We start from the raw sequence: 22,741 nt of genomic DNA, 5'->3' as shown, positions 1-22,741 counted from the left end.
TTGGTTGCATGTCGAGCCCGGGCCGGCCCGAAGACGCCCCCACCGCACCGCCACGCTCCTCGCCCCATCGCTTCCGGGCCGCCGGAACGATTTCTGGAATTAACTTCTGATGTCTTGTCACGGCTGGTTCTACGCGCATAGCTTTTGCCCTCACCACACTTCGGGAGCAGCCCACCGTGCACATATCCAGACCCCGTTCCGTCCTGCTGGCCGGCGCCGTCGCCGTGACGCTGTCGGCCACCGCACTGCCCGCCGCCTTCGCGGCTCCGTCCTCGACCGCCGTGATCTCCGAGGTGTACGGCGGCGGGGGCAACTCGGGCGCGACACTCGCCCGCGACTTCATCGAACTGGCCAATGCCGGTTCCGCCGCCTACGACCTGTCCGGTTTCAGCGTGCAGTATCTGCCGGCCTCTCCTTCCGCCGGTTCGATGTGGCAGGTCTCCGCACTGAGCGGGTCCGTCGCCCCCGGCGGCCGCTACCTCGTCGCCGAGGCCGCGGGCACCGGCGGCACCGTCGCCCTGCCGACGCCGGACGCCACCGGCACGGTCGCGATGGCGGCCGGCGGCGGAACCGTCGCGCTGGTCTCCGGCACGACTCCGCTGACCTGCAGGACGGCCGCCGACTGCGCGGCCGACACACGGATCGTGGATCTCGTCGGCTACGGCTCCGCGGTCGTACGGGAGGGCAGCGGGCCTGCGACAGGGGCATCGAACACCTCCTCGGTGGCGCGCGGTGCGTCCCTCGCCGACACCGACGACAACGCCGCGGACCTCACCGCGGGCACCCCGACACCGGTCAACTCGGCCGGTGAGACATCCGGCGGCTCCGGTCCACAGGACCCCGGCGGCCCGACCGAACCCGGCACCGTCCGGATCCACGACATCCAGGGCACCACCCGTGTGTCGCCACTGGAGGGCCGGCAGGTGACCGGTGTCCCCGGCATCGTCACCGGCGTACGGACCACCGGTTCACGCGGCTTCTGGATCCAGGACACCGCGCCGGACACGGACGCCCGTACCGGTGAGGGCGTGTTCGTCTACACCGGCTCCACCGCGCCGGGTGTCGCCGTGGGCGACTCGGTGCTGGTCAGCGGCAAGGTGGACGAGTACTACCCGTCGTCGACCACCCAGTCGATCACCGAGATCACCGCCCCGAAGACGACGGTCCTGTCCTCGGGCAACGCGCTGCCGGCATCGGTCGTGCTCGACGCCGTCTCGGTGCCGGACGCCTACGTCCCCTCGGCGGACGGCGGTTCGATCGACTCGCTGGCCCTAGACCCGTCGGCGTACGCCCTGGACCTCTACGAGTCGCTCGAAGGCACTCGCGTCGAAATCTCCGACACCCGGGTCACGGGTGCGACGACCGCGTACGACGAGGTCTGGGTGAGCGTCAAGCCGGACGAGAACCGGACCCGGCGGGGCGGCACGCTGTACTCCTCGTACGACGACCAGAACACCGGCCGTATCAAGGTGATGTCGCTCGACCCGGCCCGGCCCGTCCCTGTCGCCGATGTGGGCGATGTGCTGTCCGGCGCCACCACCGGTGTCATGGACTACGCGTCGTTCGGCGGCTACAACCTCCAGGCCACCGAGCTCGGCACGCTCACCGACAACCACCTGAGGCGCGAAGTCACCCGGAAGCAGAAGGGCAAGGAGCTCGCCGTCGCCACGTACAACGTGGAGAACCTGGACGCCCTCGACGAGCAGGCCAAGTTCGACACCCTCGCCGAGGGCGTCGCGGCCGGCCTCTCCTCCCCGGACATCGTGTCGCTGGAGGAGATCCAGGACGACAACGGTGCGGTGAACGACGGCACGGTCGGCTCCGAGGCGACGCTGAAGCGGTTCACCGACGCGATCGTCGCCGCGGGCGGTCCGCAGTACGCATGGCGGTACATCGCCCCCGAGAACGGCAAGGACGGCGGCGAACCCGGCGGCAACATCCGCAACGTCTTCCTCTTCAATCCCGAGAGGGTCGACTTCGTGGACCGCGCGGGCGGCGACGCGACCACCGCCGTGACCGCGGTGAAGACGAAGAAGGGGGTGACGCTCTCGGTGTCGCCCGGCCGGATCACCCCGACCAGTGACGCGTGGGCCGACAGCCGCAAGCCGCTCGTCGGCGAGTTCCGCTTCCACGGGAAGCCGGTCTTCGTCATCGGCAACCACTTCACGTCCAAGGGCGGCGACCAGCCTCTGCACGGCCGGTACCAGGAGCCGCAGCGCAGCTCGGAGACCAAGCGGGTGAAGCAGGCTGCGGAGGTGAACACCTTCGTCAAGTCGCTGCTGGCCGCGGACGATTCGGCCCGGGTCATCACGCTCGGCGACCTCAACGACTTCGCCTTCTCCCCGACCATGGACGCGCTGACCAGCGGCAAGGTACTCAAGCCGCTGATCACCACGCTGCCTGCGAGCGAGCAGTACAGCTATGTGTACGAGGGCAACTCGCAGACGCTGGACCACATCCTGACCAGCCCCGGCATCCGTCGCTTCGACTACGACGTGGTGCACATCAACGCGGAGTTCGCCGACCAGGCGAGCGACCACGACCCGCAGATCGTGCGGGTGGACGTCAACGCCCGGAGCCACGGCGGGCATTGACCTCCGGATCCTGCGCGAAAGCGCGAGCCGCGGGTGGGGACGACCGGTCGCCGGACGGCCCCACCCGCGTCGAAGAGCGGATCGGGGCCGGCCCGTTCCGACTGCCCGGACCCGCCTCTCACGCCCTCCGCACCGGATGCACACCCGCCGACTGCCGCGGGAGAGCGGCCGGTCCCGGCGCCCGGTCCAGTGTGCGGTCGGTGAACTCCGGCGACGGCGGCGTGCAGGACGTCGTCCCCCGCGCCGGGCGGGAGCGGGTCCGCGCCGCCCGTGCCGGGCAGGTCGGCGGTGACGACGGGGGCGAGCGGCCCCGGGTGCTCGTCCATCCGGGGCCGGCCGTACATACCCTGGAGCGCGCCGCCGAGGACGACGACCGGCTCGGTGTGCGGCGAGGGCTGAAGCAGGACCCGGTAGCCGTAGCGCAGTCCGTGCACCGACAGGGTCCGGATGATCTCCTCGGCCATGACGGTCCTCGCTTCCGGGTCAGGCCCTGGTGAGGACGAGTGCGGCGTTGTGGCCGCCGAATCCGAGCGAGGTCTTGACGGCCACGTCGAAGACTCCCGGCCGGGCCTCCTTGCGCACCACCTCGATGGGGATCTCGGGGTCGGGAGCGTCGAGATTGACTGTGGGCGGCACGAGTTGGTGCTGGAGCGCCAGCACGGTCAGTGCGGTTTCGATGCCGCCCGCGGCACCGAGGGTGTGCCCGGTCATCGCCTTCGTCGAGGTGACCAAGGGGTACTCGCCGAGGACCCGGCGCAGCATCGTGGCCTCGATGAGATCGTTGGAAACGGTCGAGGTGCCATGGGCGTTGACATGGCCGATGTCCGAGGCACCGACTCCGGCGTCCGCGAGCGCGGTGCGCAGCGCCCGCTCGATGCCCAGGCCCTCGGGGTCCGGCGCGACGGCGGAGTGGGCGTCGCTGGAGGCCCCGTACCCGGCGATGTGTGCGCGGATTGCGGCGCCCCGGGCGCGGGCGTGTTCCGGCTGTTCCAGTACGAGGAGTCCGGCGCCCTCGCCGACGACGAAGCCGTCCCGGTGGGTGTCGAACGGACGGCAGGCCGCCCGGGGGTCGTCGCGCCGGGTGGAGACGGCCTTCAGCTGGCAGGCGCTGGCGATCAGCGGCCGGGAGCAGACCGATTCGGCGCCGCCCGCGATGACGATGTCGCAGGCCCCGGTGCGGAGCATCTGGTGGGCGGTGCCGATGGCGACTGTGCCGGATGAGCAGGCGGCGGAGACGGCCTGGCTCGGGCCGTGGGCGCCGAGGTCGGTGGCGACGCTGCTGGCCGCTCCGTTGACGACGGTGAGCGGGGCGAGTTTCGGGGAGATACGGCGTGCGCCGCGCTCGGCGAGTACGGCGTGCTGTTCGTCGTAGAAGGGCAGTCCGCCGTGTGCGGAGCCGATGACGACGGCGACCCGCCCGCTGTCCCAGACCGCGGGGTCGAGACAGGCGTCGGCGACGGCCTCGCGGGCCGCGAGTACGGCCAGCTGCGAGAAGCGGTCCATCAGCCGCGCGGCGGCCACCCCGAGCAGGGCGCTCGTGTCGAGGCCGGTGATGGTGTACATGAAGTCACAGGGCAGGTCGTGGAGTTCGGGCCGCCGCAGGACGGACGGGGCGGTGGCGGCCTCGGAGACCGTGCGCCAGGTGGCGTCGGCCCCCGCACCCGCCGCCGTGACCAGGCCGATCCCGGTGACGGCGGCGGCGAACGGCGCGAGGTGCCACGGGCGGGCCGTCATGCGGCGGCCTTGCGGTGCACCGCGTCCACGAGTTCCTCGACGGTGTCCCGCGAGGTCGGCTGGACATCGTCCGGATCTACGCCCATCCGGTCCTCGACGAGGAGGCGCAGTTCGTCCAGGGCCGGTGAATCCAGCCTGAGTCGACGGAGCGACACCTCGGGCCGGATGGCGAGGGGACCGGTTCCGAAGTTCGCCACCAGCAAGATGTTGATCTCTTCTGCCGTGCTCATGCGGCACTCCTGTGCTCTCGCACGCGGTGACGCCCTGCCGCGTGGGATGTGAGTGCCATTCGGGGGACGCCGGCTGGTCCGGAGAAACCCTTTATACGCCTTCGCGAAGGGGACTCCGGTCCGCGTTACCCCGTGCGGAGGGGGGCCGTCCAGGTGTACGAATCCGCTGGTCCGAGCCGATGGTGCGACTGCGGGAGCGGATCGCGTGTGCCGCCGTCCGGAGGCCGGTCAGCATGCCTCCCGTCGCCGGGGCTTCGCCCGTAGACTCCGCGATCATGACGACAGATATGCCGATAGGTGCGGCCGGGAGCGACGGCCCCGCGCTCTTTGCGACGATGTCCACCATGCGTGCCATGCGCCGTCTCAAGCCGGAGCCGGTGCCCGACGAGACGCTGGAGCAGCTCGTACAGGCCGCCGTATGGGGCCCCAGCGGCGGCAACATGCAGTGTTACGAGTACGTGGTGGTGACCGACCGCGAGGTGATGGCGCGCCTCGCACCGCTGTGGAAACGGTGCGTCGACGCCTATCTGGCGACGACCGGGAAGTACGCGCCGAAGGGCATGGACGACGCGGCGTACGGCCGGATGGTCGCCGCGATCGAGTACCAGCGTGACCACTTCGCCGATACGCCCGCACTGATCGTCCCCTGCTACCGGTTCCCGGAGCCGCGCCTGGACGAGGAGGGGCTGCTGGCTTCCGCGCAGGCGCTCGGGCCGGCCGGGACCGAGCACATGATGAACACCCAGACACGCTTCCAGGCGCTCGCCGAGGGTTCCTGTGTCTATCCGGGTGTGCAGAACATCCTTCTTGCCGCACGGGCGCTGGGACTCGCGGCGAACGTCACCATCTGGCACCTGATGCTGGAACAGGAGTGGAAGGCGGCCCTCGGCATCCCCGAGGACATGCACACCTTCGCCGCCATTCCGGTCGGGTGGCCGCAGGGCAACTTCGGTCCGGTCCGGCGCCGTCCGGTGGCGGACGTCATCCACCGCGACCGCTGGTAGGGCGGCGCCCCCGCCCGGCCCCGGGTGGTCAGCGGGGTCCGGGATCGACGGCACCCTGTGCGCGCTGGGCGCGGGGGCCGGCAACTCGCCCACCGAGATCCTGGTGCCGGTGCTGGAGCAGACGGGCGTACCCACGGGGGTGGGCACCCGGAAGGTGCCGGCCGCCGCCGAGGAGTCGCCCGGCCGTTCATCCCGCGGTTGCCGTACACCGACCGGGCCGCGATCACCCAGGGGTACGCGGGCGTGTACTCCAGCTTCCCGCTCCATGCGGAGAGAGCCGGTGAGCGGTACGGCGTACCGGCGCACGAGATCCTGCGGAGGGTGGGCGAGGCGGGGTACGTCGGCGTCAGGAGTACATGATCACCGATGTGGCGCTGCAGCTCGTCGCCGAACGGGAGCGGGGTGCGGTGCGCGTCTGACGTTCGCCTCTCGGCCCTGCCCGGTGACCGCCGCACAGGTCACCGGGCAGGGCTCCGACCTGCACCTCAACTGCGTTGGAGTGAAAGGGAGTTCAACACGCGATCAAGTGATTGTCATGCCCTGGACACGCCGATACCCTGAGCGGGCTTCGGCCCTCGGCCCACCCCACTCGGGCCCGGGGGCCGTTCTTCTCCCCCACAGAGCAGGAGCAGGTATGCCCAGACGAGCCGCCGCCCACACAAAGCGCCGCGCATCCGTCCTAGCGGCCCTCATCGCCACGGCCCTGGCCGCGTCCGGAAGCCCGGCCTTCGCCGCTCCGGCCGACGACCACTCCATGAACCGGGCGTTCGCACGAGCGGCCGCGAAGTTCGACGTACCGCGTGATCTGCTCGCCGCCGTCGGGTACGGCGAGACCCGTCTCGACGGCCACTCGGGGCACCCCAGCCAGGCGAACGGGTACGGCGTGATGCACCTGGTGAGCAACCCCACGAACCAAACGCTGGAGCGGGCGGCCGTCCTCACCGGCGAACCCCTCGCCGAACTCCGCAGCGACACCGCGGCCAACATCCTGGGCGGCGCGGCGGTGCTGCGCAGTTACGCCGACAAGCTCGGCCTCGACGACCGGGAACGCGACGACGTCAATGCCTGGTACCCGGCCGTCGCCCGGTACAGCGGCTCGACGGGGCAGGTCGCCGCCCTCTACGCCGACACCGTGTACACCTTCCTGGCCCATGGGCTCCACGCCACCGTCCGCGGCGGTGAGCACATCTCGGTGACGGCCCGTCCGGTCTCACCGCAGAAGGGCTCGCTCGACACCACCGACGTACGCACGCAGAGCACCGACTACCCGTCCGCACTGTGGGTTCCGGCCAATGCGAACAACTTCACCGTGGGCCGGTCGGCGAAGATCGACAAGGTGATCGTCCATGTCACACAGGGCTCGTACGCGGGCTCGATCAGCTGGTTCCAGAACCCGACGGCGGAGGTGAGCGCCCACTATGTGGTGCGTTCCTCCGACGGTCAGATCACCCAGATGGTGCGCGACAGCGACACCGCGTACCACGCACGGAGCCAGAACGCCTCGGCGCTCGGCATCGAGCACGAGGGTTTCATCGACGACCCCTCCTGGTTCACGGACACGATGTACCGCTCGTCGGCGGCCCTGACCCGCCACCTGTGCGACCGGTACGGCATCCCGAAGGACCGGGCGCACATCATCGGGCACAGCGAGGCGCCGGGCAATGACCACACGGACCCGGGCCCGTACTGGGACTGGACGCGCTACATGCAGCTGGTGGGCGGGGAAACCGGTGGCGGCAACAACGGTGACGGGCTGAGCTTCACCGCCTACGCGACCCAGCGGAGCGGCTCGACGGGCGCCCAGGTCAAGGCGGTTCAGCAGCTGCTGAGCGAGCAGGGCTACGTGGTGGGCGCGGTGGACGGCAGCTTCGGCCAGGCCACCCAGAATGCGGTGATGGCGTATCAGGCGAACCACGGACTGACGGCCGACGGCGTCGTCGGCGACAGGACCTGGACCGCGCTGCTGTCGGCCGGTGCGACGACGACCCTCAAGCAGGGCGACTCGGGCGACGGAGTGAAGCGGCTCCAGCGCTCGCTGACCGCGGCGCTCGGCTCGACGGTAAGCATCGACGGGAGCTTCGGCCAGGCGACGGTGACGGCGGTGCGCAGCTACCAGGCGAGCCGGGGCCTGACGGCCGACGGCATCGTGGGGGCGAACACCTGGGCGGCGCTGCAGGCGGGGCACTGACGAAGACCTCACGGGCGCGGGGCGGGGCGGGGCGGTGCGGATCGCGCACCGCCCCGCCTTGCGCATGCCGCTCGCGCCTCCCTGTCCCGTGCCGCGCATCGCTCCCCCGCCCCCACAACCCTTGACAGGACACCACGACGCCCCGATCGCGTTCGTCATCTGCACGCGGGGACTGTCACAGGCCGGCGGAGCGCCCTCCCCCGGCGCCGTCAAGCCCGGGTAACCGTTTGAGTAACCTGGCGGAAACCCTTGACGTTTCTCCTGACTCGTTCTTAACCTCACTGCGTAGCTCGTACTTCTTGCAGTTCACGTGCTGCGGCGCTTTCCGCAGTGTTTTGACAGGCACAGACATAGACCACCTGTCGGTGGTTTCGTCATGCCTGTTTTTTTGTGCTCCCCGTGCCGCCGATGGGTCTTCCTCGAAGGCGGATTCATGGCACAACGTCCGAGCGTCAAAGGCGTCGCCGACGTCGTTGCGCTCATCGATGGGCTGGGAAAGATCACCGGCCGGGCGCAAGTCATCTGGTTTCTCGTGTTCGGCGGGCTGTTCCTCGACGCCTATTCGAATGCCGCGCTGAGCGCCGGTCTGGGACCGATGACGTCCCAGATGGAGCTGACCAGCACCCAGGTCTCGATCCTCACGGCCACCGCTCCGGCCCTGGCGATCGTCTTCAACCCGGTCGGCGGCTGGCTCGCCACCCGGATCGGCCGCGTCCCCCCGCTGCTCATCGCCAAGGTGTTCGCCATCGCGGGCGCCCTGCTCGCCGCCTTCGCCGGTGACTTCACCGTCGTCTGGCTCGGCCGGGTCCTGGTGGGTGTCGCGTACGGCATCGACTTCGCGGTCGCCATGGCACTGCTCGCCGAGTACACCCCCGCGAAGCTGGGCGGCCGGCTGAACCTGTGGCAGGCGGTCTGGTACGTCGCCACCACCAGCAACCTCGCGCTCGCCCTGCTCTTCTTCAACCTGGACGTCGGTGCGGACATCTGGCGCTGGTCGGTCGGCTCGGCCGCGGTCGTCGCCGCCGCGCTGCTCGTGGGCCAGTGGCTGATGCTCAAGGAGAGCCCCACCTGGCTGGCGAGCAAGGGCCGTCTGGACGAGGCGGTAGTCAATCTGGACAGGATCTACAGGATCAAGGCCGTCGCCGGCAATCCCGACGAGGCGACCCGCGCCGCCACCGAGGCTCCGGCCATCGGGTTCCGCCAGGCCGGGCTGCTCTTCAAGGGCGAGTACCTGCCGCGCACGGTCCTCTCCTCGGTGATCTCGCTCGGGCAGTCGATGCAGTACTTCGCGGTCGGCTGGTACCTCCCGCTGATCAGCCTGACGATCTTCGGTGAGAGCTTCGAGAAGGCCACCATCGGCTCGATGGTCTTCAACGCCTTCGGTATCGCGGGCGGGCTCCTGTCCGCGTACTTCGGCCGCCGGCTCGGACTGCGGCTCAGCTCCGCCGCCGGATTCGCCGGAGTCTTCGTCGCCCTGCTCGCGATGGGGCTGACCTTCGAGAAGGTGCCCACCGCCGTGGCGTTCCTGCTGCCGGTCCTGTTCATCCTCTGCCACTCCTCGGGCCCCGGCGCCAACGGCAAGTCCATCGCCGCGCTCTCGTACAGCAGTGATGTCCGTGCGCTCGGCACCGGTGTCACCGGGATGGTCGGCAGCTTCGGCAGTGTCGTCGGGCTGTACGTCTTCCCGCAGATCAAGGATTCGCTCGGGCTCGCCGACACATTCCTGGTGCTCTCCGTCGTACCGCTGCTCGGCCTGATCACCTGTCTGGCGATCAAGTGGGATCCGACGAAGGCCGCTTCGCCCGACGAGGTCGCCGGACAGGACCGTGCCGCGGACGCCGCCCGGGCCGGCTCGACGCAATCCGCGAAGTCCGTGACCGCGCGCTGACCGGCCGCGGGACCTGTCACATCACACGATGGTCCTCCCCCTCCGTATCCCTCCGCACAGCTCGCGATGCTCGCAATGAAAGGGCTGCAATGACGCAGACGTTCCCCGGCGCCGCCCCACGGCGCGGTGTGCTGTCCATCGACGAGGGCACCACGGGCACCAGGGCCGGAGTCGTCCTCGACTCGGGCGCCGCCCACGAGGTGTTCTACCGGTCGATCAAGGTCAGCCATCCGGACGACCTCTCGGTCGAGCAGGACCCGATGGAGATCTGGACCGCCACCGTCGAGGTGGCGCGCCGGGCCGTGGGCCGGGCCCGCGAGGAGGGCATCGGCATCACCGCGGTCGCGCTCTCCACCCAGCGGGCCACCGCGATGCTGTGGGACCGGGTCAGCGGGCGGCCGTTGCTGCCCGCGGTGGTGTGGCAGGACCGGCGGTACGCGACCGAGCTCACCGCGTACGAGACGGAGTGGGACGCCGCCCTGCTGGCCCGTCAGGGCCGGCCGGTCGGCGCCCGCGCCCCGTTCCTCTGGGCCGCCCGGCAGATCGCCGCGCACCCGGGGGTGGCCGCCGCCCACCGCGAGGGCCGGCTGCTCTTCGGCACCGTCGACACATGGCTGATCTGGCGCCTCACCGGCGGCGCCGTGCACGCCACCACCCCGACCAACGCCGCATCCACCGGCGGCTATCTGCTGGAGCGGCATGCCTGGGACGAGGAGTGGATCAGCCACCTCGGCTTCCCCCTCGACCTGCTGCCGGAACTCCGCTCCGACGACGCCGGATTCGGTACGACCGACCCGGCCGCCCTCGGGATCGCCGTCCCGCTCGCCGCCTCCATGGGCGACCAGCACGCCGCACTCGTCGCACTCGGCGGTCTCGCCGCCGGGCAGGGCATGTGCGTGTACGGAACCGGCGCCTTCGTCGACGCGGCGACCGGCACCACGCCCGCCTTGCCCCGGCCGGACATCTCCGGGGTGCTTGCCCAGCCCGGCCGGCGGCAGGGCGACATCAGCCACTACAGCCTGGAGGCCTACACCTCCACGGCGGGTTCGGCGCTGCGCTGGCTCTGCGACGACCTGGGCCTGTTCGCATCGCCGAAGGAGCTCGGTGAGGAGGCGGGCCGGGTCCCCACCCGGCCGGGCCGCACCCCGCGTTTCGTCCCGGCACTCGCCGGGGTCCGTACGCCGGTCTGGCACCCGGAGGCCACCGCATCCCTCACCGGGCTCACCCTCGCCACCACCCGCGCCGATCTCGCGCGCGCCGTGCTGGACGGGATCGCGCACTCGGTGTGCGACCTGATCGACGGGGTCGCCGACACCATGGGCACGCCCTTCACCCGGCTCCGGGTCGGCGGCGGCGTCTCCGGCAGCGACCCGCTCATGCAGATCCAGGCCGACCTGACCGGCCTGCCGCTGGAGCGGGTCTCCGACTCCGCGACCGCCAGCCTGCGCGGCACCGCCTATCTGGCCGGTGTCGCCCAGGGCCTGTGGTCCTCGCTCGAAGAGGTCGTCGAGGCGCAGCCGCACGGCCGGATCTTCGAGCCCGCGATCACCGGGGCCGAGCGCACCGCACAGCGGTCCGCCTGGCGCGACGTGCTGATCGCCCACCTCGACGATCCCGCGCTGCTCCCCCTGAAGGACCCCGCACCCAAACCTCACACCCCCCATTGACGGCCCCTCACCGTCGCACTGGCGGCCCGTACCCGACCACGCGGGCGCCGCACCGAAACACCAGGAGTTGATGTTGTGATCACCATGCCCGCCCGGAAACCGCGGCGCAGCGCCGCGGCGACCCGCCGAACGCCGCTGCTGCTCGACCGGGCAGCCCTCAAGCGCCGGCTGGCCGACGACACGTACGACGTGCTCGTCATCGGCGGCGGCATCACCGGGGCGTACGCCGTACTCGACGCGGCCTCGCGCGGGCTGCGCGCGGCGCTGATCGAGAAGGACGACTTCGCATCCGGCACGTCGTCGAAGTCCTCCAAGATGGTGCACGGCGGCCTGCGCTACATCGAGCAGGGCAACGTCAACCTGGTCCGCCACTCGCTCCTGGAGCGTCACCGCTTCCGCAAGAACGCCCCGCATCTGGTGCACCGGCTGCCGTTCCTCTTCCCGATCCTGGAGAAGGAGGGCATTTTCGACGCCCGCCTCGCCAAGGGCTTCGAGGGTCTGCTGTGGACGTACGACCTGGTCGGCGGCTGGCGGATCGGCAAGCTCCACCAGCGGCTCACCGTCCCCGAGGTCCTCGCACAGGCGCCGACGCTGCGCGCCGAGAACCTCAAGGGCGGGCTGATGTACTTCGACGCCCGTACCGATGACGCCCGGCTCGTCCTCACCATCATCCGCACCGCCGCCGCGCTCGGCGCGACGGTCCTCAACGGTGCCAGGGCCGAGGGTCTGCTGACGCAGACGGGCAGGGTGGCCGGTGCCCGGGTCTCGGCGGACGGCGACACCATCGACATCCGCTCGCGGGCCGTCGTCAACGCCACCGGGGTGTGGACCGACGAGCTCGACGCGAAGGCGGACGACGGTCACAAGCCACAGGTACGGCCTGCCAAGGGCGTCCACATCGTGGTGCCGTGGGACAAGGTGCGGATCAACTGCACGGTCACCGTGCCGATCCCCGGCCGGGCCCGCCGCGCGACCTGCACCCGCTGGGGCAACAGCGTCGTGCTCGGCACCACGGACGAGGACTACCGGGGCTCCCCCGACGATGTGCACTGCACCCGTGCGGAGATGGACTTCCTGCTGGAGGGCGCCAACACCGCCTTCGAGGGGAAGCTCACCCCGGACGACGTGGTCGGTTCCATCGGCGGTCTTCGTCCACTGGTCGGCGGCAAGGAGGGCGCGACACTCGACATGCGCCGCGACCACCACATCACCGTCGGCCGCACCGGCATGGTGACGGTGACCGGCGGCAAGCTCACCACCAGCCGGCACATGGGCGAGCTCGTCATCGACAAGGTGATGACGGTCCTCGGCCGCAAGGCGAAGAGCCGCACCGCCGAGCTCCCGCTGCTCGGCGGCGCCGGTTACGACGCCGAGGCCGTCGCCGCGTCCGGTGGCATCGCCGCGCATCTCGGCGAACGCTTCGGCACCGAAGCCCGGTTCGTCGGCGACCTGATCCAGGACGACCCTGCACTGGCCGAGCCGATCGTCGCGGGACTCCCGTACACCAAGGCGGAGGTCGTGTACGCGGCCCGTGCCGAACTGGCCCGCTCGGTCGACGACGTGCTCTCCCGCCGGATGCGCGCCCGCCTGTTCGCCCGGGACGCCTCCGTCGACGCAGCCGAGGCCGTCGGCGCGATCCTCGGCCAGGAACTGAACCTCTCCCGGGCCGAGGCCGACCGCTCGGTCGCCGAGTACCTCGCAGCCGTCCGCCACGAAAAGTCCGTACTCCTCGAAGGGGCAACAGCATGATCAGCCGTCAGACCATCACCCATCCGTTCAACCGGGGCAATTACACGATCGGCGCCCCCAGCTTCGCCAAGTGGGCGCAGAACACCCCGGTCGGGGAAGGCGAAGCCGCCCTCCAGACCGACCCGGTCGAGGTCCCCGAGGCCGTGGTCGAGGCGCTGCGCGAGGCCGCGCACGCGGTGCACACCTCCCGCGACGAAGTCGTCACCCGGACCCGTGACTGGTGGGCCGGCTCGATGATCGGCGAGACCGAGGGCCGTCCGGCGACGCCGAACGCCGTGATCGTCGAGGCGGCCGACGCCGACCAGGTCGCGGCCGTGCTGCGGATCTGCCACGAGGCCGGCATCCCGGTCACCCCGTCCGCGGGCCGCTCCAACGTCACGGGCGCGGCGCTCCCCGTATTCGGCGGCGTCGTCCTGGATGTCTGCGGGCTGAACCGGATCACCGGCTTCGACGCCGAGTCGAACATCGTGGACGTCCAGGCCGGCATGTTCGGCGACCTCTTCGAGAAGCAGCTCCAGGAGGAGTACGGCGTCACCACCGGTCACTGGCCGTCCGCGTTCGCCGTCTCCACGGTCGGCGGCTGGATCGCCTGCCGCGGCGCCGGTCAGCTCTCCACCCGTTACGGCAAGATCGAGGACATGGTCGTCGGCGTGGACGTCGTGCACGCCGACGGTACGCGTGCCACGTACGGCGACTACGCCCGTGCCGCGGTCGGCCCGGACCTGCGCCAGCTGTTCGTCGGCTCCGAGGGCACTCTCGGTGTCATCGTCTCGGCGCGTCTGCGGGTCCACCCGCTGCCGGAGTACGCCGATGCCGTCGCGTTCGGCTTCAAGACCTTCGCCGAGGGCCTGGACGCCTGCCGCAGGATCATGCAGCGCGGTGCGACCCCGGCCGTCCTGCGGCTGTACGACACCCTTGAGTCGGGCACCCACTTCGGCCACCCGGAGACCAATCTTCTGCTCATCGCCGACGAGGGCGACCCGGCCATCGTCGACGCCTCGATCGAGGTCGCGAGGGAGGTATGCGGGGCGTACGGCCCCGAGCTGGACAGCAAGGCGGTCTTCGAGCGCTGGCTGGACGAACGGATGCTGGTCGGCAAGTCCGCCGACGGCTTCGAGCCGGGTCCGGGCTTTGTCGCCGACACCCTGGAGATGGCCGCGTCCTGGACCGACCTCCCGGTCATCTACGACGAGGTGGTCGCCGCGATCCAGTCGGTGCCCGGCACCCTGGCCGCCTCGGCCCACCAGTCCCACGCATACACCGACGGCGCCTGCGTCTACTTCTCGCTGCGCGGCGATGTGGCGCCCCGGTCGCGCCGCGACTGGTACCGCTCGGTGTGGGACGCGGCCAACGCCGTACTCATCAAGCACGCGGCGGCGCTCAGCCACCACCACGGCTGTGGTCTGCTGCGCGGCCCCTACCTGGAGGAATCCCTCGGGGCGGGCTTCGCGACGTTCGTCGCGGTGAAGAAGGCCCTGGACCCGGCCGGCATTCTCAACCCTGGCAAACTGGGCCTTCCCAGCCGATTCGGTACGTCCCCGCTGAACTGACATCAGCAGCCACGAACCCTCCTTCTCCAGGCAGGCCCTTGCCATGACCCCTTCCCCGTCCCGGTCCGGTGCCGCACTCGACCCCCGTCTCGCCTCGGCCTTCGCCGAGGTGCCGGTCGTCGCGTCGGTCGTCGGCACCCAGCCGCTGCGACAGTTCCTGACCGCACCGGCGAAGGTGTGCATCGTCGCGTCGCTCGCGGTGGGGCAGTTGCCCCAGGTGGTGCCGGCACTGAGCCGGGCGGGGAAGACCGTGTTCGTGAACGTGGACAGCAGTCCCGGTCTGGCTCAGGACCGGGGCGCGCTGGAGTTCATCAAGAACATGGGCGCGCACGGCGTGGTCAGCACCCGGCTCTCCCTCATAGAGAAGGGCCGCCCGCTCGGCCTGCTGACGATGATGAAGGTGTTCGTCACCGACCGGTCCAATCTTCGCCGCTCCACGGACGCCATCTCACGCGGGGCACCGGACCTGGTCGAGATCATGCCCGCCCCGATCGTCGCCCGGATGAGCGCGCAGGCACAGCGCGCGATGTCCCCGTCGGTCGCCGCCGGCTTCGTGGAAACCGCCGCGGACGTGGCGCTCGCGCTGGCCCTCGGTTCGGCCGCGGCCGCCACGTCCGACCCCCGCCTCTGGCACCTGCGCCGGGACCAGTTGCCACCGGTCCCGCCCGCCGCCCTGAAGAGGCCCGCCGCACCCCAGGAGTAATCCCCTCATGACATATGTGGTCGTAGCCCGCTACCGCACCAAGGCCGGTGAGGAAGACACCGTTCTTCCCCTGCTCGACACGATGGCAGCCGCCTCCCGCAAGGAGCCGGGCAATCTCGCCTACCGGGTCCACCAGGGCATCGAGGACCCGCGGGCGATCGTGCTGTACGAGGAGTACGCCTGCGAGGCCGACTTCACCGCGCACTGCGCAACCCCGCACTTCCAGGAGATCGTGCTCGGCAAGGTCGCCCCGCTGCTGGAGAGCCGCGACGTGCTGCGCTGCGCTCCGCGTGCACAGGTGCGGTCGTGAAAACCCGTGCCGCGGTCCTGCGCGGGATATCGACGGCCCGCCCCTACTCCGGGACCCGTCCGGTCGAGGTGGAGGAGCTGGAGCTGGGCGCCCCGCGCGAGGGCGAGGTGCTGGTCCGTATCGCGGCCGCCTCGCTCTGTCACTCGGACCTCTCGGTGGTCAACGGCGACCGGGTCCGCCCGCTGCCGATGGCCCTGGGACACGAGGCGGTGGGCATCGTCCAGGAGACCGGACCGGGCGTCAGCCGTGTTTCCCCCGGTGACCATGTGGCCCTCGTCTTCGTGCCCAGTTGCGGTTTCTGCGGCGACTGCGCGGCGGGCCGCCCGGCCCTGTGCGCGCAGGCAGCGGCGGCGAACGGCTCGGGCGCCCTGCTGCACGGCCCGTCGCTGCTGACCGACGCCTCCGGCAGGCCGGTCCACCACCAGTTGGGTGTCTCCGCGTTCTCCGAACACGCGGTGCTGGCCCAGGAGTCGGTGGTGCCGATCCCCAAGGACATCCCCTTCACCGTCGCGTCGATGTTCGGCTGCGCGGTCCTGACCGGCGCCGGTGCCGTCATCAACACGGCGGCCCTGCGCCCCGGCCAGTCGACGGTCGTCTACGGCCTGGGCGGCGTGGGCCTCTCCGCGGTCCTGGGCGCCCGCGCGGCAGGGGCGTATCCGATCATCGCGGTCGACCCGGTCCAGGAGAAACGCGACCTGGCCGTCCGGCTGGGTGCGACACATGCGTACGCCCCCGGCGACGCGATCGAGGCGGTCCGCGAACTCACCTCCGGCGGGGCCGAGTTGGCAGTGGAGGCGGTAGGCAGCCCCAAGGTCATGGCCGAGTGTCTGACGGCCGTGGCGCGGGGCGGCAGGGTCGTGTCGGTGGGCCTTCCCGCCCCCGACCGAGTGCTGGAGGTCCCGGCCCTGGCATTCGCTGGCGAGGGCAAGTCCCTGCTGGGCTCGTACATGGGCGACGCGGTCCCGCGCCGTGACATTCCCAGGTTCCTGGACCTGTGGCGGGCGGGCCTGATGCCGGTGGAGCAGATGCACACGGGCACGCTTCCGCTGGCCGAGATCAACGCGGCGATGGAGGAGCTGGCTTCGGGCCGGGCGATCCGCCAGGTCATCGACACGTCGGGGATGCTGAACGCCTGACGCGTCGCCCGGAATCCGTCGACGGCGCCCCTGCCGGCTGCAGGGGCGCCGTCAGCATGCGCCTGCGGAATCCGGGGACATGTGACATGTCATTCGGGCCGCTCGTTCGCGTCATTCGCATTGGTAGGCGCGCGCCGTACGGCGACCTTGCGACGGTTGATGCGCCACCCCTTCTCCCCACGCACGATCACGTCCTCGTACGTCACACTTCCGCTCGTACCGTCCGCCTTGATTCCGATCCCCTTGGACCGGGCGCGCACCCGATCGTCACCGACTTCGGTGAGGACGACGTTGGTGACGTGATGACTGACGGGGCCGCGTTGCCCCATCGCCCTGGCCGCGTCCCGGAATGCCTCCAGCCCGTGCATCGATCCGTGGCCCAGATCGGAGGCGTCGTAGACGACGTCGGCGGTGAACAGCTCGTCCAGTCGGTCGAGTTCACCGTCATCGACCAGGTGCCATTGCAGGGCGATCAGTTCATTGATGGCCAGGCGGTCCTCAGCTCCGAGTGTCATTCGCCGGTCCTTTCGTGAGATCTCGCGACGGTTCGGCAGTTATACGGGGAGAGCTCTCGTATGGCCCGGCAATGCAGCGGTCTTGCCACCGTGAGCGCGGGGAGTTCATCCCGGTGGAGCAGCCGCCGGGCGTTCGTAGCGCAGGAGAACGACCCCGTTGCCGAAGGTGCGGGTCTCGACCAGTTGCAGGACTGTCCGGGTATCCGATGCCGGGAACAGGGGCTTGCCTCGCCCGATGAGGACCGGATGGACGTAGATGCGGTACTCGTCGATCAGGTCGTGCCGCATGAAGGACGCGGCGAGATCGGCGCCGCCGAGCGACAGATCTCCGCCGGGCCGGGCCTTGAGAGCCTTGATCTCGTCGACGTCGGCCTCCCGCATGATGACGGTGTTCCAGTCGGCCCGCTCCAGCGTCCGGGAGAAAACGATCTTGGGCATGTCCCGCCAGATGGCTGCAAACTCCGCCACAGGGCCGGTAATTGAGGGATCGGAGTCGGCGGTCGGCCAGAACTCGGCCATGAGTCGATATGTCACACGGCCGTCCAGGAAGCCGCCCATGGTCCTGAGCTGCTCGTTGAAGTGACTGTGCAGTTCGTCGTCGACCAGGTGCCAGTCGATTTCACGGTCCGGTCCCTCGATGAAGCCGTCGAGGGACACCGACATCATCAGGACGATCTTTCTCATCGCAGTCCGTTCTTGCCGGAGTCGTCGCGCCATACGAGTGTGTAGCGCCAGAACAGTCGACGCCTGAGCCGCACGCCCGGCAACACCTGGCGCGCCTCGCGAACGATGTCGGAGAAGGTCATCTGCGCCGGCCGGGTCCTGGCGGTCATCGAGTCGGGGCGGAGCGCCTTGCGCCCCTTGTTCTTGATCAAGGCCATGACGGCATTCAACGGAATGGAGGCGAGACTCAGCAGGTGATCCCCGAGGGTCGCCTCGCGGGAGAGGCCGACCACCACCAGGGTTCCGCCGGGCGCCAGATGCTCGCGGAAGTGGGTGAGAGCGTCGGTGAACGGCAGATGGTGGACGGTGGCGACGCAGGTGATGACGTCGTACGGGCCGGGCGGCATCGCAGCGGGCGCGTCCGCGACGGTGAAGGTCACCGGAGCGGCCGGGACGGTCAGTTCACCGGCCCGGGCCACGATGTCCGGGTCCGAGTCGATTCCGTGCACCGCCTTCGCCCGTGTCGCCAGGAGCCGGGCCAGTTCTCCGCTGCCGGAGCCGACGTCCAGGGCGCGGTCCCATCTGCTGGGGAGCTGCCGCAGAATCCACCGGTGGTAGTGGGCGTTGTGGTCCCAGGGGTGGGCGGCGTGGAAGCGATCGAGGGCATGGAAGACTCGCTGCAGCAGCTTTGTCATGACTTGATTCCATCAGACCGGCGGGGACGTGGTGTGAGAGTCGGTACAGCCCGAGCAGCAGCGGTGCAGTGGGTCAAAGAGCACGCCCGGTCCGATTCCGGCTTCCGCGGCGCCTGCTTCAGCGGCTCGACGGTCGGTCTGCCGGACGACGCCGAACTGTCCCCCTTCTCCGACGTGGACATCGTCGTCGTCACCGCCGAGCCCGACCCGCCCGCCAAACCGGGCAAGCTCCGCTTCGAGGGTGCGCTGCTGGAAATCACGTATCTGTCGTGGGACGACCTCTCCTCGGCCGACGGTGTGCTCTCCTCCTACCACCTGGCAGGGAGCTTCCGCTGCGACACGGTCATCGACGACCCGACGGGCCATCTGCGCGGGCTGCGGGCCGACGTGTCGCGCCGGTTCGCCGAGCGGTCCTGGGTGCACCGCAGATGCCTGGACGCGGAGCGCCGGATCAAGACCCGCCTCGCCGCGTTCGACGCCTCGGCGCCGTTTCACGAACAGGTGACGGCCTGGCTGTTCCCGACCGGGGTGACCACCCACGTCCTGCTGGTCGCCGCCCTGCGCAACCCCACCGTCCGACTGCGCTACCCGGCGGCACGCCAAGCCCTCACCGACTACGGACAGGCACACCTGTACCCGGAGTTGCTGGAACTCCTGGGGTGCGCGCGGCTGTCCGCCGGCAGGACCGGGCATCATCTGGACGAGCTGGCCCGCACCTTCGACTCCGCCTCGCAGGTTGCCCGTACCCCGTTCTTCTTCAGCAGCGACATCACCGTCGAGGCGCGGCCGATCGCCATCGACGGGAGCCGGCACCTCATCGAGCGGGGCGACCACCGCGAGGCCGTGTTCTGGATCATCGCGACGTTCGCCCGCTGCCACACCGTCCTGGCCGCGGACGCCCCCGACCTGCACCTCGCACGCCTCCCGGCCTTCCGGGAGGCCGTCGCCGACCTCGGCGTCACCTCCACCGGTGACCTTCTCCACCGTGCCGGGGAGGTCATCGGCTTCCTCCCGCGGCTCCGGCAGACCGCTGAGGAAATCCTGGCGGCCAATGCCGACATCATCGGATGAGGCGGATGAGACGGATGAGGCGACGGGAGCCGGGTCAGTAGTAGCCCGTCTCGCCGTCCAGGATCTCCCTGATGGCGTCCAGATGGCCCGCGTGCCGGGCGGTCTCCTCGATCATATGGAACATGATCCAGCGCACGCTCGCAGCCGAGGCGTTGAAGTCCGGGTGCCGGCCCACGTCGTCGAGCGACTTCGCCGCAACAATCTCGTTCGACACCGCGATCTGCCGGTCGTAGTTGTCGAGGAGCTCTGCGAGCGGGACACCTTCGACCATCATGTCGGCGTCATCGGGCCCGTCGAACTGGGGCCCCACGGCCGGGCGGCCCAGCAGGACGACCTCGTACCAGAGGTGCTCGACCCATCGAAGGTGTGACACGACACCCGCCACCGTCATATGGGGCGAGGACGGAAGGACGGGCCGATGGGCGTCCGCCTCGGAAAGCCCTTCACACTTCCAGCGGGCGACAGCCCGCTGCATGTCGAGCCAGCCGACGAGCTGAGTCCGCTCGTCCGCGTCGTAGGGAGGGCGATTGCGGGAAGGAGAAAGTGACATGGTCGCCGAGGCTACTCGATGCGCTGTCACATCTCACAGCAATTTTCGGCCGCTGCGGCCCTGAAGCGACCCTCCACAACACGCCTCTCACCCTGCTAAGTTGGCCGCATGTTCCTCTCCCGTGCGTAGGACCCCGTACTGGCCCGCACCCCGTCCCACCGGGTGCGGCACTTCGGTGTCCCCGCATGCCCGCAGCGCCGCATGCCGCGCTGCCCTCACGAGGAACGTCCTCATGCTCTCGCCTTCACCCGCGCCCTCGCGCCCCCCTTCGTATGCCACCGTCCTGCGTACCCGTCACGCCTCCCGCACATTCGGTGCCGCCCTGTTGGGGCGGCTCTCGTACGGGATGGTCTCCCTGTCTCTGATGCTGGCGGTGAAGGACACCTCCGGCTCGTACTCCGTCGCGGGCGCCGTCATGGCCCTGTTCGGGGCGACCAGCGTCTTCCTCTCCCCCGCCCGTGCCGCGCTGATCGACCGCTACGGGCCGCGGCGGGCCCTGCCGCCGATGGCCGGTGTCTACGCCGCACTGCTCGCCGCCCTGGCCTGCGTCACATGGCGGCCGGGGGCTTCCTCGCTCCTGCTGGGGGTGCTTGCCGTGACGGCAGGCGCCTGCACCCCGCCGCTGGGGCCGGTGATGCGGACCCTGTGGAGCAGTCTCGTTCCCGACCGTGAGCTGTTGCAGCGCGCGTACAGCCTGGACGGTGTCGCCGAGGAACTGCTCTTTGTCACCGGGCCGTTGCTCGTGGGCCTGGTCATGAGATTCACCGTCCCCGCGGCAGGTGTCGCGATCAGTGCCGCGCTCGTGCTGGTGGGCGCGTTGGCGCTGGTGTCCTCACCCGCGGTGCGTGGTACCGGCGCGGCGCCGTCGGCGGAGAAGGCCGCCGCGTCACAGGACGGGCCCAGCGGGCAGCGGCTGCTCGGCATCGTCGGATTGCGGCACGCCGCGATCGTGGCAGCCGCCGTGGGGCTGTGTCTGGGGGCGCTGGATCTGCTGGTGGTGGCGTTCACCGAGCAGCACCACCGGGGCGCGGCGGTGGCGTGGGTGCTGGCCGCCCTCTCCGCCGGAAGCGCGGTCGGTGGGCTCGCCTACGGTGCTGTCTCATGGCGTGCGTCGAACCGGGTGCGGCTGCCGGTGCCGGCTGTCGGTCTCGGTGTGGCGATGGTCGTGGCCGGGATGTCGCCCAATGTGTACGTGCTGGTCGCGGTGGTCACGGCCGCCGGGGTTTTCGTCGCCCCGGCCTTGACCACCGCGTATCTCGTCGCGGACGAGTCCGTGGGCGCGGACAGCCGCACCCAGGCGGGTGCATGGGTCAACACCGCGGTCAATGCCGGGTCCTCGGCGGGTACCGCGGCAGTGGGTCTGCTGGTGGACCGTCTGCCGCCGGCCGTCTGCTTCGCGGTCGTGGCGGTTCCTGCGCTGCTGTGTGCGGCTGCGGTGGCACGCGGCGCGATCAGCCGTTCCTGACCGTGATGGAACCGTTGGTGGTGGCCAGATCGATCTTGTGATCGCCCGCCGGGTCATTGGCGACGCCGATGTCCTTGTGACCGTGGTGAGTGCTGGCGGCGACCACGTACCGGCCCGTCGGCGCAGTGACGACGATGGCCCCGTTGGACGTCCTGGCCCGGACGTCCTGCGGGTTCACCGGGGTCAGTTCGATCCGGCCGTTGGATGTCCTGGCACGGACGGGACCGGCCAGTCCACGCCCCTCGATCCGGCCGTTGGAGGTGCGCACATCGGCCGGGCCGGTCACTCCGTCCAGCTCGATCCGACCGGAGTGTGTGGTCACGTTCACCGGCCCCACTCGGGCCAGGGCCACGGATCCGGACGAGGTCCCGCCGGAGACCGGGAGGCCCTCGGGCACCTCGACGGTGTAGGACACCGAGCACCGGCTGCCGCAGCCGCTCAGCACCAGAACGCCGTTCTCGACCCGGTGCGACGCGCCTTCGGGCTTGTCCCCCCGGTAGCGGACCGAGCGGTGCAGGGACACGTCGGCGGTTTTCGCCACGCCCCGCAGGTTCACCCGGCCGGAGCCGAGATCCAGCCGGACGGAGGTGATCTTCTGCGACACACGGGCGTCGTCCTCGAAGGTGTTCCGGTCGATCAGGCCGCATGCGCCGAGCCCGATCAGACCGCTCCCCGCCATCGCTGCCGCCGTGAACACCCTGAGCCGGTGACGCATGAATCTCCCCCTGGATCCCGTTCAGCCTGGGCTCCGGCCCGCTCGGGGCCGGTGCTCAGCGCAGGCTATCCAGGTGTGTCAGGGGGCGACCATGGGGCCAACCCCCGGCCCGGGCGGGGGGATACCCACCGATGCGGGCATGGTGATGGTCCATCACTTCAGGCGAGCGGAGCCGCATCAGTCACCGAAAGAGGCGGGCGCCCCCCCCCCGGGGGGGGGGGGGGGCCCCCCAAAACCCAACACACACGGTGCAATGAAGCGCCAAGGCCCGGTTGTATCCAAGAATGATGACCGCCCCGGCCCCCCCCCCGGGT

General features: G+C 70.4%; 20 protein-coding genes and 1 pseudogene. 13 read left to right on the top strand and 8 right to left on the bottom strand.

Annotated elements, in window-relative coordinates:
- The first annotated feature begins 176 nt into the window (after nucleotides 1-176).
- A complete protein-coding gene (locus tag ACFVYE_RS04230) occupies nucleotides 177-2,594 on the top strand; it encodes an endonuclease/exonuclease/phosphatase family protein (RefSeq protein ID WP_389603983.1) in 2,418 nt (805 codons plus the stop codon).
- 203 nt (nucleotides 2,595-2,797) lie between these two features.
- Here the strand turns inward: ACFVYE_RS04230 and ACFVYE_RS04225 are convergent.
- The 3 genes and pseudogenes from ACFVYE_RS04225 to ACFVYE_RS04215 all read right to left on the bottom strand — a co-directional run.
- A pseudogene (locus ACFVYE_RS04225) lies at nucleotides 2,798-3,058 on the bottom strand (alpha/beta hydrolase); the annotation flags it as partial.
- A gap of 19 nt (nucleotides 3,059-3,077) precedes the next feature.
- Nucleotides 3,078-4,328 carry a beta-ketoacyl-[acyl-carrier-protein] synthase family protein gene (locus tag ACFVYE_RS04220; RefSeq protein ID WP_383977595.1) on the bottom strand — a complete coding sequence of 417 codons (1,251 nt, stop codon included), beginning with the start codon at nucleotides 4,326-4,328 and terminating at the stop codon, nucleotides 3,078-3,080.
- Complete coding sequence (locus tag ACFVYE_RS04215; protein ID WP_383977592.1) at nucleotides 4,325-4,558, bottom strand: acyl carrier protein; 234 nt, start codon at nucleotides 4,556-4,558, stop codon at nucleotides 4,325-4,327. The genes ACFVYE_RS04220 and ACFVYE_RS04215 overlap by 4 nt, the downstream gene beginning before the upstream one ends.
- A 275-nt stretch (nucleotides 4,559-4,833) precedes the next feature.
- On the opposite strand from ACFVYE_RS04215, the gene ACFVYE_RS04210 reads away from it, so the two are divergent.
- The 10 genes from ACFVYE_RS04210 (at nucleotide 4,834) to ACFVYE_RS04165 (ending at nucleotide 16,753) form a co-directional block, all read left to right on the top strand.
- A complete protein-coding gene (locus ACFVYE_RS04210) occupies nucleotides 4,834-5,562 on the top strand; it encodes a nitroreductase family protein (RefSeq protein ID WP_389603980.1) in 729 nt (242 codons plus the stop codon).
- Nucleotides 5,563-5,760: 198 nt separating this feature from the next.
- Nucleotides 5,761-5,922 carry a hypothetical protein gene (locus ACFVYE_RS04205; protein WP_383977586.1) on the top strand — a complete coding sequence of 54 codons (162 nt, stop codon included), beginning with the start codon at nucleotides 5,761-5,763 and terminating at the stop codon, nucleotides 5,920-5,922.
- Nucleotides 5,923-6,196: 274 nt separating this feature from the next.
- Complete coding sequence (locus tag ACFVYE_RS04200) at nucleotides 6,197-7,750, top strand: peptidoglycan-binding protein (protein WP_383977583.1); 1,554 nt, start codon at nucleotides 6,197-6,199, stop codon at nucleotides 7,748-7,750.
- A 433-nt stretch (nucleotides 7,751-8,183) separates the two neighbouring features.
- Nucleotides 8,184-9,638: an MFS transporter gene (locus ACFVYE_RS04195; protein WP_383975718.1), complete on the top strand. Its 1,455-nt coding sequence runs from the start codon at nucleotides 8,184-8,186 to the stop codon at nucleotides 9,636-9,638.
- Nucleotides 9,639-9,727: 89 nt separating this feature from the next.
- The gene (locus ACFVYE_RS04190; protein ID WP_389603977.1) at nucleotides 9,728-11,305 is read left to right on the top strand and encodes an FGGY family carbohydrate kinase; all 1,578 of its coding nucleotides are present in this window, start codon (nucleotides 9,728-9,730) and stop codon (nucleotides 11,303-11,305) included.
- Nucleotides 11,306-11,380: 75 nt separating this feature from the next.
- Nucleotides 11,381-13,054 carry an FAD-dependent oxidoreductase gene (locus ACFVYE_RS04185; protein WP_383975722.1) on the top strand — a complete coding sequence of 558 codons (1,674 nt, stop codon included), beginning with the start codon at nucleotides 11,381-11,383 and terminating at the stop codon, nucleotides 13,052-13,054.
- On the top strand, nucleotides 13,051-14,604 hold the full coding sequence (locus tag ACFVYE_RS04180) for an FAD-binding oxidoreductase (protein ID WP_383975723.1): 1,554 nt from the start codon (nucleotides 13,051-13,053) through the stop codon (nucleotides 14,602-14,604). The genes ACFVYE_RS04185 and ACFVYE_RS04180 overlap by 4 nt, the downstream gene beginning before the upstream one ends.
- A 43-nt stretch (nucleotides 14,605-14,647) precedes the next feature.
- Nucleotides 14,648-15,307 (top strand): glycerol-3-phosphate responsive antiterminator, encoded by a 660-nt coding sequence (locus ACFVYE_RS04175; protein WP_383975725.1) that lies wholly within the window; start codon nucleotides 14,648-14,650, stop codon nucleotides 15,305-15,307.
- Nucleotides 15,308-15,314: 7 nt separating this feature from the next.
- Nucleotides 15,315-15,617, top strand: a complete 303-nt coding sequence (locus ACFVYE_RS04170; protein WP_383975727.1) for a putative quinol monooxygenase — start codon at nucleotides 15,315-15,317, stop codon at nucleotides 15,615-15,617.
- Nucleotides 15,614-16,753, top strand: a complete 1,140-nt coding sequence (locus ACFVYE_RS04165) for a zinc-binding dehydrogenase (RefSeq protein ID WP_389603974.1) — start codon at nucleotides 15,614-15,616, stop codon at nucleotides 16,751-16,753. The genes ACFVYE_RS04170 and ACFVYE_RS04165 overlap by 4 nt, the downstream gene beginning before the upstream one ends.
- Before the next feature lie 89 nt (nucleotides 16,754-16,842).
- Here the strand turns inward: ACFVYE_RS04165 and ACFVYE_RS04160 are convergent, their stop codons facing one another.
- From ACFVYE_RS04160 to ACFVYE_RS04150, 3 genes are all read right to left on the bottom strand, one after another.
- Entirely contained in the window at nucleotides 16,843-17,268 is a 426-nt protein-coding gene (locus tag ACFVYE_RS04160) for a nuclear transport factor 2 family protein (protein WP_389603972.1), read from the bottom strand.
- A gap of 105 nt (nucleotides 17,269-17,373) precedes the next feature.
- Entirely contained in the window at nucleotides 17,374-17,952 is a 579-nt protein-coding gene (locus tag ACFVYE_RS04155) for a dihydrofolate reductase family protein (RefSeq protein WP_389603970.1), read from the bottom strand.
- Nucleotides 17,949-18,626, bottom strand: coding sequence for a class I SAM-dependent methyltransferase (locus tag ACFVYE_RS04150; protein WP_383975734.1), 678 nt, complete (start codon nucleotides 18,624-18,626; stop codon nucleotides 17,949-17,951). The genes ACFVYE_RS04155 and ACFVYE_RS04150 overlap by 4 nt, the downstream gene beginning before the upstream one ends.
- Nucleotides 18,627-18,659: 33 nt before the next feature.
- Here ACFVYE_RS04150 and ACFVYE_RS04145 point away from each other — a divergent pair, with 33 nt between their 5' ends.
- Complete coding sequence (locus ACFVYE_RS04145) at nucleotides 18,660-19,697, top strand: hypothetical protein (protein ID WP_389603968.1); 1,038 nt, start codon at nucleotides 18,660-18,662, stop codon at nucleotides 19,695-19,697.
- A 34-nt stretch (nucleotides 19,698-19,731) separates the two neighbouring features.
- Here the strand turns inward: ACFVYE_RS04145 and ACFVYE_RS04140 are convergent, their stop codons facing one another.
- Entirely contained in the window at nucleotides 19,732-20,247 is a 516-nt protein-coding gene (locus ACFVYE_RS04140; protein ID WP_383975737.1) for a DinB family protein, read from the bottom strand.
- 232 nt (nucleotides 20,248-20,479) lie between these two features.
- Between ACFVYE_RS04140 and ACFVYE_RS04135 the strand changes: the two genes are divergently transcribed.
- Nucleotides 20,480-21,712 carry an MFS transporter gene (locus ACFVYE_RS04135; protein ID WP_383975739.1) on the top strand — a complete coding sequence of 411 codons (1,233 nt, stop codon included), beginning with the start codon at nucleotides 20,480-20,482 and terminating at the stop codon, nucleotides 21,710-21,712.
- Here the strand turns inward: ACFVYE_RS04135 and ACFVYE_RS04130 are convergent.
- The gene (locus ACFVYE_RS04130) at nucleotides 21,699-22,427 is read right to left on the bottom strand and encodes a DUF4097 domain-containing protein (protein ID WP_383975741.1); all 729 of its coding nucleotides are present in this window, start codon (nucleotides 22,425-22,427) and stop codon (nucleotides 21,699-21,701) included. The two genes, ACFVYE_RS04135 and ACFVYE_RS04130, sit on opposite strands and share 14 nt — an antisense overlap.
- Nucleotides 22,428-22,741: the final 314 nt, after the last annotated feature.

The organism is Streptomyces sp. NPDC058239 (genome assembly GCF_042882185.1).
Taxonomy (GTDB): Bacteria; Actinomycetota; Actinomycetes; order Streptomycetales; family Streptomycetaceae; genus Streptomyces.
The sequence above is the reverse complement of the archived record's forward strand: the minus strand, read 5'-3'. Positions and strand labels throughout refer to the sequence as shown.

Excerpts from the sequence above, each read along its gene's own strand:
- ACFVYE_RS04140 (WP_383975737.1), bottom strand. The coding sequence starts at position 20,247 with ATGTCACTTTCTCCTTCCCGCAATCGCCCTCCCTACGACGCGGACGAG.
- ACFVYE_RS04150 (WP_383975734.1), bottom strand. The coding sequence starts at position 18,626 with ATGACAAAGCTGCTGCAGCGAGTCTTCCATGCCCTCGATCGCTTCCAC.
- ACFVYE_RS04135 (WP_383975739.1), top strand. The coding sequence starts at position 20,480 with ATGCTCTCGCCTTCACCCGCGCCCTCGCGCCCCCCTTCGTATGCCACC.
- ACFVYE_RS04155 (WP_389603970.1), bottom strand. The coding sequence starts at position 17,952 with ATGAGAAAGATCGTCCTGATGATGTCGGTGTCCCTCGACGGCTTCATC.
- ACFVYE_RS04200 (WP_383977583.1), top strand. The coding sequence starts at position 6,197 with ATGCCCAGACGAGCCGCCGCCCACACAAAGCGCCGCGCATCCGTCCTA.
- ACFVYE_RS04190 (WP_389603977.1), top strand. The coding sequence starts at position 9,728 with ATGACGCAGACGTTCCCCGGCGCCGCCCCACGGCGCGGTGTGCTGTCC.
- ACFVYE_RS04170 (WP_383975727.1), top strand. The coding sequence starts at position 15,315 with ATGACATATGTGGTCGTAGCCCGCTACCGCACCAAGGCCGGTGAGGAA.
- ACFVYE_RS04160 (WP_389603972.1), bottom strand. The coding sequence starts at position 17,268 with ATGACACTCGGAGCTGAGGACCGCCTGGCCATCAATGAACTGATCGCC.
- ACFVYE_RS04195 (WP_383975718.1), top strand. The coding sequence starts at position 8,184 with ATGGCACAACGTCCGAGCGTCAAAGGCGTCGCCGACGTCGTTGCGCTC.
- ACFVYE_RS04220 (WP_383977595.1), bottom strand. The coding sequence starts at position 4,328 with ATGACGGCCCGCCCGTGGCACCTCGCGCCGTTCGCCGCCGCCGTCACC.
- ACFVYE_RS04210 (WP_389603980.1), top strand. The coding sequence starts at position 4,834 with ATGACGACAGATATGCCGATAGGTGCGGCCGGGAGCGACGGCCCCGCG.
- ACFVYE_RS04215 (WP_383977592.1), bottom strand. The coding sequence starts at position 4,558 with ATGAGCACGGCAGAAGAGATCAACATCTTGCTGGTGGCGAACTTCGGA.
- ACFVYE_RS04175 (WP_383975725.1), top strand. The coding sequence starts at position 14,648 with ATGACCCCTTCCCCGTCCCGGTCCGGTGCCGCACTCGACCCCCGTCTC.
- ACFVYE_RS04180 (WP_383975723.1), top strand. The coding sequence starts at position 13,051 with ATGATCAGCCGTCAGACCATCACCCATCCGTTCAACCGGGGCAATTAC.
- ACFVYE_RS04130 (WP_383975741.1), bottom strand. The coding sequence starts at position 22,427 with ATGCGTCACCGGCTCAGGGTGTTCACGGCGGCAGCGATGGCGGGGAGC.